This is a genomic window from Kitasatospora sp. NPDC056327, assembly GCF_042261735.1.
Lineage (GTDB): Bacteria > Actinomycetota > Actinomycetes > Streptomycetales > Streptomycetaceae > Kitasatospora.
Window position 1 is genome coordinate 23,263 of record NZ_JBHJRC010000063.1, and the last position, 8,011, is coordinate 31,273.

Below are 8,011 nucleotides of genomic sequence, written 5' to 3' on the forward strand. Positions count from 1 at the left end.
TGGGTACGGCGGTAGCGGAAATGCGCCGACCATGAAACGCACGAGGACACCGGAGACCGGGGAAGCACATCGGACGCCCGTCGATGGGACCGCAGGACCGGCCCGGGAGGCGGAGGAGCCCGCGCCGCACCGGCTTTCCGGGCCGCCCGAGCGGTCCTGGAAGGCGGTCCTGCGCGGGACGCTGAAGGAGTTCAAGGACGACGAGCTGGCGGACCGGGCGGCGGCGCTGACCTACTACGGGGTGCTGGCCCTCTTCCCCGCGTTGCTGGTGCTGGTGTCGCTGCTGGGCATCGCGGGCGAGGCGGCGACCGAGCAGGTGGTGGACAACCTGCAGCAGCTCACCCCCGGGGCGGCACGGGACGTGATCAGCACTGCCGTGCAGCAGCTCCGGGGCAACGCCGGCACCGGCTCGCTGCTGGCCGTGGTGGGCCTGCTCGCGGCGATCTGGTCGGCCTCCGGGTACGTCGCCGCGTTCATCCGCGCCTCGAACGCCGTCTACGACATGCCCGAGGGGCGGCCGCTGTGGAAGGTGCTGCCACTGCGCGTGGGGCTGACCGTCGTGCTCATGGTCCTCGCCGCGGCCAGTGCCCTGATCGTGGTGTTCACCGGCACCCTGGCCCGGCAGGCGGGCTCGGCGCTGGGGGTCGGGGACACCGCGATGACGGTGTGGGCGATCGCGAAGTGGCCCGTCCTGCTGGTCCTGGCCACGGTCATGATCGCGCTGCTGTACTGGGCCGCGCCCAATGCCAAGGGCCGCGGCTTCAAGTGGGTGACCCCCGGCAGCCTCCTCGCCCTGGGGATCTGGATGACCGCCTCGGCCGGGTTCGCGTTCTACGTCGCGAACTTCGGCTCGTACAACAAGACGTACGGGACCCTCGCCGGCGTGATCGTCTTCCTGGTGTGGCTGTGGATCACCAACCTGGCCGTCCTGCTGGGCCTGGAGGTCGACGCCGAGGTGGTGCGCCGGCGCGCGATCGCGGACGGCCACCCGGCGGACGAGGCGCCGTACGTCGAACCGCGCGACACCCGGGAGTGGAGCGAGGAGGACCGCCGTCGCCTGGACTGAGCGCCGCCGGACCGGCGGCACGCCTCCTGGCCGCGGGCCCCGGAACAGGATCGGGGAACCGGCCTCCGCGCCGCACCGGCGGCCGCTGGAGGGAGAATCCGGCGTTGCTGCCGGTGGTGCTGCACCTGGACCGCAGGCGGGTCACCATGGGATGCGGCACGCGCGCCCCGAAGGCCTCGGCCGGACCCGGCGCCGACTCCTGACCCGCGGCTGGAATGCCTCGTGCCGTCGCGGGAAGACGGGAGGTCCTGGACTTCTGGAGGAGGTTGGTGTGACGCGGGAGCGGATGGTGCTGGGGGAAGTGCTGGCGGCGGCCGAGGCGGCGGCGCCGGTGGAATCCCTGGACGTGGTGGCGGCCGATCTGCGTGAGCGGTTCGGCGCGCGGTCCGTCTCCTTCCTGTTCCTCGACCTGGTCGGCCAGAGCGTGGTGCGGGTGGCCGAGGACGCCGGCACCCTGCACGGGCCGCCCAGCGAGCGGATCGAGCTCCCCGGCAGCCTGTACGAAGAGGTCCTGCGCACCCAGAAACTGGTCCGCGCCCCGGACGGCGCCGACGGGCACGGAATCCGCGTGATCGCCCCCGTCACCAACCGCGGCGACGCCATCGGCTTCCTGGAGCTCTCCCTCCCCGAGACCACCGGCGCCGGCGACGACACGCTGGAGCAGGTGGAGCAGACGGCCCACGCGCTGGCCTACATCGTGGTCACCGACCGCCGGTTCACCGACCTCTACCACTGGGCGCAGCGCACGGCCCCGGTCAGTCTGGCTGCCGAGATCCAGCGCCAGCTCCTGCCCACCGCCCCCTGCTGCGAGGCCGCCCAGTTCACCCTTGCGTGCGCCCTGGTACCTGCGGAGAGCGTCGCCGGCGACACCTACGACTACGCCCTGGACCGCGAGACCCTGCACCTGTCGCTGACCGACGCGATGGGCCACGATCTCAACGCCGCGCTGATCGCGACGCTTCTGGTCAACGCCTCCCGCGGCGCCCGCCGCGCCGCGGCCCGCCTGGGCGAACAGGCCGACCTCGCCCACCACTCCCTTCTCGAACACAGACCCGGAGTGCTGGCCACCGGCCAGCTCCTGCGGATCGCGCTGGACGGGACCGGGGCGCAGCTCGTCAACGCCGGGCACCCGCGCCCGCTCAGGCTGCGCGGGGGCTCGATCGAAGCGGTGCCCCTGCACGCCGACCTGCCCTTCGGTGTCGAAGAACAGGGCCGCTACCGCGTGCAGGACATCGACCTGCGTCCCGGTGACCGGCTGTTGCTCTACACCGACGGCATGCAGGACCGCCGCGCGCGAGCCGTGGATCTGCCCGCCCTGCTGGCCGCCACCGCCGCCGAGCACCCCCGCGAAGTGGTGCGCGCCCTGGTCGCCGTCGTCACCGACGCCTGCGGCGGAAAGCTCCAGGACGACGCCACCGTGATGTGCCTGGACTGGCACGGCCCCACCACGGGCGGACGCCGGGCACACGCCGGGGCCAACATCTGAGGAGCGGCCGCCGGGCCGGCTGCTTCCGCTCCCGGCATCCCGGCCGCGCGGCCCGGCCGACTCGGCATCCCGCTCCGAGGGGCTTTCGCCATCGCCCTGGCTCCTGGCCCCGTCCGGCGGCGCGCGCCACGGCGAACGTCCGTGGTGCGCCCCGCCGGCGGGGCGGTTCAGGCCCGGGGCCGGCTCACGGCCTGGGGTCGGTGGCGCAGCGCGTCCCGGCGGCCGGGACGGTGCCGTCGACGAGGTAGGCGTGCACGGCCGTGCGGATGCACGCGCTGCGGCCGTAGGCGGTGTGGCCCTCTCCCTCGCGGGTGAGCAGGACGCCCTGCGCGAGGGATCCGGCCACGCGCTCGGACCAGGCGTACGGGGTGGCGGCGTCACCGGTGGAGCCGACGACCAGGATCGGCGCGCTGCCCTCGGCCTTGATCGGGTGTGCCTTCTCCGCCGACCGGAACGGCCAGCTCCGGCAGTCCGGGTCGAACAGCGCCGCCTCGGGGTTGTGACCGGTCACCAGTGGGGCCTTGGCGGCGAGTTCGCCGAGCAGTGCCCGGAGTTCCGCCTCGGTGGGCGCCATCGGGGTGTCCGCGCAGTGGACGGCGGCGTAGGCGTCGGCCGAGACCTTGTAACCGCCCTTGGCGTCACGACCGGTCGCGCCGTCGGCGAGGGCCATCAGGTGGTCGGCCTTGCCCTGGTTCATGGCCATGGTGAGGATGGTCCGCAGGTCGGCGAGGCCCTGCTCGTCCTCGTAGAGGCTGTCGATCACACCGTTCCAGGCGGCGGTCGCCGTGACCTTTCGGCCGTCGGTGGTCGTGAGCGGCTTGTCCTTGAGACCGTCGAGGAAGTCGGCGAGCTTCTTCGGCGCCGCAGCCGCGTCCTTGCCCAGCGGGCAGGGCGACTTGGTGACGCAGTCGGCGGCGAACCGGCCGAACGCCCGCTCGAAGCCGGCGGACTGTTCGATGTTGTGCTGGAGCAGGCTCACGGACCGGTCGGTGGCACCGTCCAGGACGAGGCGGCCGGTGCGGTCCGGGAACTCCTCGGCGTAGACGCTGCCGAGATGGGTGCCGTAGGAGAGGCCGAAGTAGTTGAGCTTCTGGTCGCCCAGCACCGCGCGCAGCACGTCCATGTCACGGACGGTGTCCCGGGTGCCGACGAAGGGCAGCAGCTTGGCGTACTTGGCCTGGCAGGCGTCGGCCAGGAGCTTGCCGTGGTCCGCGCCGGGCGCGTCGCCGGTGAGCCAGCCGTCCCGGGTCCGGTCGTCGAGGCACTTGATCGGGGACGTGCCGCCGACGCCGCGGGGGTCGAAGCCGACGATGTCGTAGTGGTCGCGCAGCGGGCCGTCGTAGTCCTTCTGGCCGCGCTGGACCATGCCGACGCCGGTGCCGCCCGGGCCACCGGGGTTGACCAGCAGGGAGCCGGTCTTCTGGTCGGGCCGGGCGGTGGGGATGCGGGCGACGCCGACGTCGACGGTGTCCCCCGTCGGTGCGGCGTAGTTCAGCGGGACCTTGAGGGTGGCGCACTGCACCGCGGACTCGTCGACCTTCTCGGTCTTCGGGTCGTCCTTGCAGGCCTCCCAGGCCAGCTTCTGACCGTAGAAGGCCTGGAGCGCCGGGTCCGCCTGGCCGGTCGGCCTCGCGGTGGGCGTGGGTGCGGGCGTCGCGGTCGGGGTGGGCGCCGGAGCGACCGTCGCCGGGCCGGCGGACGCGGGCGCGCTCGTCGGGGCGGCCGGGGCCGCGCCCGTGGAATCCCCTGTGCTGCCACAGGCAGCCAGCAGGACGGCCGCGGCGACGGCGGACAGGGTGCGCCGCGAGCGGCGGATGATCATCGAATTCACCGCACACAAATATCATCCGAAGATCGACACCGTGACGGCGCCCCCATCCCCCGACGCCCCGTCAGTCGCCTTACTGCCGCGGCATCGCCGCCCCGCCCGCCTCCGGCACCGTCGGCCGGCGGTCGCCACATCGGGGGCACCCGCGGGGAGCGGACCGCGTACGCGCGGCGGATCCGCGGACCGGCGGCGGCCGGGCGGACGGCGAACCACCCCGGCCACCTCCCCGGCACCAGGGGCGGCCCGCCCGGCCGCCGCCTCTCCCCCACCGCACCGGCCCTGCGGTCAGCCTCCGACGCCGACCACGGCGAAGGGCGCGGGGCTCAGGCCGAGCAGACCGCCGAAGGGGGAGTTCAGGGCATAGATGAAGACCACCATGAAGGCGATGAGGCTGGTGAAGCCCACCGCCAGGACCAGGTGGGTGCGGGTGTGCCGGATCCCGAACAGGAACATCAGGCCCAGGGTGAGTGCCCCGCCGGCGAGGAGCCCGAACCACATCACGCCCGACATGCCCCCTTCCGTGTCCGCCTCGCGCCCCTGGCGTGCCTGGTAGGCGACGGAGATCTGACCGAACGCCAACTGGTCCACCTGCTGCTGCGCGTTGGTGGAGGGTTCGAAGGACGTCCAGGCGTTCTGCACGTCGTGCAGCAGTGCCCAGCCGCGCGGCCCCAGCGGCTTGCGCTGCTCCATCAGCGGCCACTCCTCGTCCTGGACGTAGGTGGCGTAGGTGAGCGCCGCCGCGCGGGCCCGCCGGGCGGCTTCGGGCGGAAGCCCGTCGGCGAGCAGGTACGTCTGGTGCAGCGCCCCCGCCTCGGCGCTGATGTTGGTGTCGGCGCCGTCCTTGGCCTCCCACACCGACACCAGCGCCACACCCAGCACCAAGGCGTACAGCACGCCGACCATCATCGTCAGGTACTCGGCGGCGTCGTCGTCGCCCACCTCTTCGGCCGGTGCCGACCGCTTGGCCCGACGGCGGTCGATCAGCACCGCGCCCCCGGCGAGGACGACGATGCCGGCGACGATGCCGAGCACTACGACTAGTTGTTCCATGGCGCCCCTGCGCTCGGGTCGGGAAGACGGCGCGCCCTGCGGCGGCGGCGCGCGATGACCGCGGCGGCGGTCGCGGGAACGAACAGCAGCAGGAAGAACATCACCAGGAAGGTGCGCGGCGGACGGGCCGTGCTGGTGTCAAAACGGCCGGAGCGCAGGAGGGGTGACCCGGCATGGCCGCCCCCGGTGCCCGCCCCGGGGGGCCGGGAGGGGGACGCCGACGCGGAGCCGGAGGCACCGGCCGCGCTCGACGGGTTCTGTGCGGGCCTGCCCCCGTTGCCGGGCCGCCCGACGGCTCCGGGGGCTCCGGCTCCGGGGGCTCCGGCTGCGGGGGCCCTCGCTCCGCCCGCGGGCGCGGGTGCGCCTGCTGCCGGTACGGGTGCCGCGGGCGCGGGTGCCGGTGCCGCAGGCGCTGCGGGTGCTCCTCCCGGCGGTACCGCGGGTGCGGGTGCGGGAGCTCCGGGTCCGGGTGCCGCCGGTGCAGACGCCGGGGCCGCACCGGCTCCCGCCGGAACGCCGCCCGCGGGAGCCCCGGCAGCAGGTGCCCCGGCCGCGGGCGCCGCACCGGCAGGGACTCCGGGCGCGGGAGCGCCCGCTCCGGGAGCCCCGGGGGCGGGAACCCCTGCCCCGGCCGCACCGGCTCCGGGCGCGCCGACCGCGCGCGTCCCCGCTCCGGGTCCGGCTGCCGCGGCTGCTGCGGCTGCTGCGGCTGCTGCGGCCGGTCCGCCCGCAGCAGCGACGACCGTTGTCCCCGGCGCCGGAGCCCCGCCCGCAGCAGCACCGGCCACAGGTGCCCCCGGCGCCGGAGCACCGCTCCCAGGAGCCCCCGGCACCGGCACCCCGGCCAGGCCCGGAGGGGCTCCCGGGGCACCGGCTGCGGGCACACCACCCGCGGCGGCCCCCGGGGCGGGCGCCCCGGGCCCGGGTGTTCCGGGCCCCGGAACACCCGGTGCCCCCGTCCCGTCCGAAGGAGCCCCGGGGACGCACGCGGGGACACCAGGCGCAGCCGGCGCGGACACCGTCACGGCCACCGGTGAAGCCACTGCCGTTGCCGTCGCCGTCGCCCCGGCTCCTGCCGCAGTCGGCGCCACCGTCGCCGGCGCTGCCGCAGGGGGCGTTCCCGGTGCCGGTGCTCCCGTCGCGGGCACTCCCCCGGCCGACTGGGGCACCGGGCCCGCCCCCACGCCGATGTAGCCCGACTTCGCCGTACGGGTGACGGTGCGCCCGCCGTAAGCAACCCCCCGGGCGGTGACCAGGCCCTCGTGCTCACCGGACAGGGCCCGCAGGGTCGCCGTGCAGACGAGGGTGGTCACCGGGGGAAGCCTGGGAACGAACCCGTCCTCGCGCCCCGGGCAACGGGGATCGGCCCCGGGGGCAAGGGTGTCGGTGATCCGCAGGTCGGTCACCGGGGCCTCGCCGTCGTTGCGCAGTCGGTAACTCACCCGCACCTCGTCGCCGGTGTTCACGACGGGAGTGCCCGGCCGGCCGTCGACCGTCACCGACAGGGTCGGCCCCCCGGCTCCCGGCCCGCCGTAGGGAAGGCTGGTGGCCGAGTTGGCCAGCGGCAGATCGGCGACCGAACCGGCCAGCACCAGGCCGGCGGCAGCCGCGCAGAGGGAGAGTCTCCAGCCAGGCATACCGTCTGGTTATCGCCCGGACGACGGCCGGGCTCCCTCCGACACGCCTGCCGCCGGACATTCACCCGCGCCCATCACACCGCCGGCGTAACCGCACCGCACTCACGGGCACCGCACGAGCGGTCGGAACCGCCCGTGCTCCCGAACCGTGCCGCCGGACAGCGGGCCGGCGGGTGACGAGGCCACGGCCCGGGAGCCGGGGCCTCGTCACCGCGGGGACGGTTCCGGAATCAGAAGCTGCTCGGGACGTGGTTCCAGCAGTAGCCGTCGCCGTTGCCGTTGTGGCCGTAGCCGTACCCGTCCTTGTTCAGGTACAGCAGCCACCAGCCGGTGCGGGGGCCCACCACGCCGTCGACGGCGATCCTGGGCTCGCGGGCCTGCTTGATGTAGCTCTGGAACGCCTTGACGGCGGCCTCGGTCCGCGGACCCCAGTAGCTGTCCTCGGAGACGCCGGCGTCGTACTCCCCGTTGTGGTTGAGGAGGTGCTGGACGCACCACACGCCGCTCCCGTACTCCGCGTAGCCGTAGCCGACGTAGGCGGCGTTGACGGACGCGCCGGCGGTGGTGGTGGTGCCGATGACGGCGGTCACCGCCATGCCGAGGGTGACGGCGGTCGTCGCGAGCTTGCGGGCGATCTTCATGGGCCCCCCAATGTTCGGTTCCTCAGGAGCACCGCCGGATGTGACGGGCTCTCGGCAACGAGTGTGTCCCGCCACGGACGGGCCCGGTGGCCGCCCCGACGCCGCCCGGGTGTCCCAAGCGGCGTCTCACGCCGTCGAGCTGGCCTTTGGGCGGCGTCTCACATTCGAAGCTGAGACGCCGGTCCGCCTCCCCGGCGCGGGGGGGGGGGGCCCCCCCCCCGCCCCCCCCCCCGGAGCGCGCCGCAACCGGGGGGGTCGGGGGGGGGGTCCCCCGGGGGGGGTCGGGGCCCGCGGGGCCACCCG

The 8,011-nt window shown here is 74.8% G+C and carries 5 protein-coding genes; 2 read left to right on the forward strand and 3 right to left on the reverse strand.

Annotated features, from left to right (window positions below; genetic code table 11):
* Positions 1-31: 31 nt before the first annotated feature.
* Together ACFCX4_RS12320 and ACFCX4_RS12325 are read left to right on the forward strand one after the other, a co-directional pair.
* Positions 32-1,066, forward strand: a complete 1,035-nt coding sequence (locus tag ACFCX4_RS12320; RefSeq protein ID WP_376141171.1) for a YihY/virulence factor BrkB family protein — start codon at positions 32-34, stop codon at positions 1,064-1,066.
* Positions 1,067-1,337: 271 nt separating this feature from the next.
* A complete protein-coding gene (locus ACFCX4_RS12325; protein WP_376141173.1) occupies positions 1,338-2,552 on the forward strand; it encodes a PP2C family protein-serine/threonine phosphatase in 1,215 nt (404 codons plus the stop codon).
* Between the two features lie 184 nt (positions 2,553-2,736).
* Here ACFCX4_RS12325 and ACFCX4_RS12330 read toward each other — a convergent pair whose 3' ends face one another.
* The 3 genes from ACFCX4_RS12330 to ACFCX4_RS12340 form a co-directional block, all read right to left on the reverse strand.
* Positions 2,737-4,374 (reverse strand): alpha/beta hydrolase, encoded by a 1,638-nt coding sequence (locus ACFCX4_RS12330; protein WP_376141180.1) that lies wholly within the window; start codon positions 4,372-4,374, stop codon positions 2,737-2,739.
* Between the two features lie 291 nt (positions 4,375-4,665).
* Complete coding sequence (locus ACFCX4_RS12335; RefSeq protein WP_376141175.1) at positions 4,666-5,430, reverse strand: hypothetical protein; 765 nt, start codon at positions 5,428-5,430, stop codon at positions 4,666-4,668.
* 1,867 nt (positions 5,431-7,297) lie between these two features.
* Complete coding sequence (locus ACFCX4_RS12340) at positions 7,298-7,708, reverse strand: peptidoglycan-binding protein (protein WP_376141176.1); 411 nt, start codon at positions 7,706-7,708, stop codon at positions 7,298-7,300.
* Between the last annotated feature and the right edge of the window lie 303 nt (positions 7,709-8,011).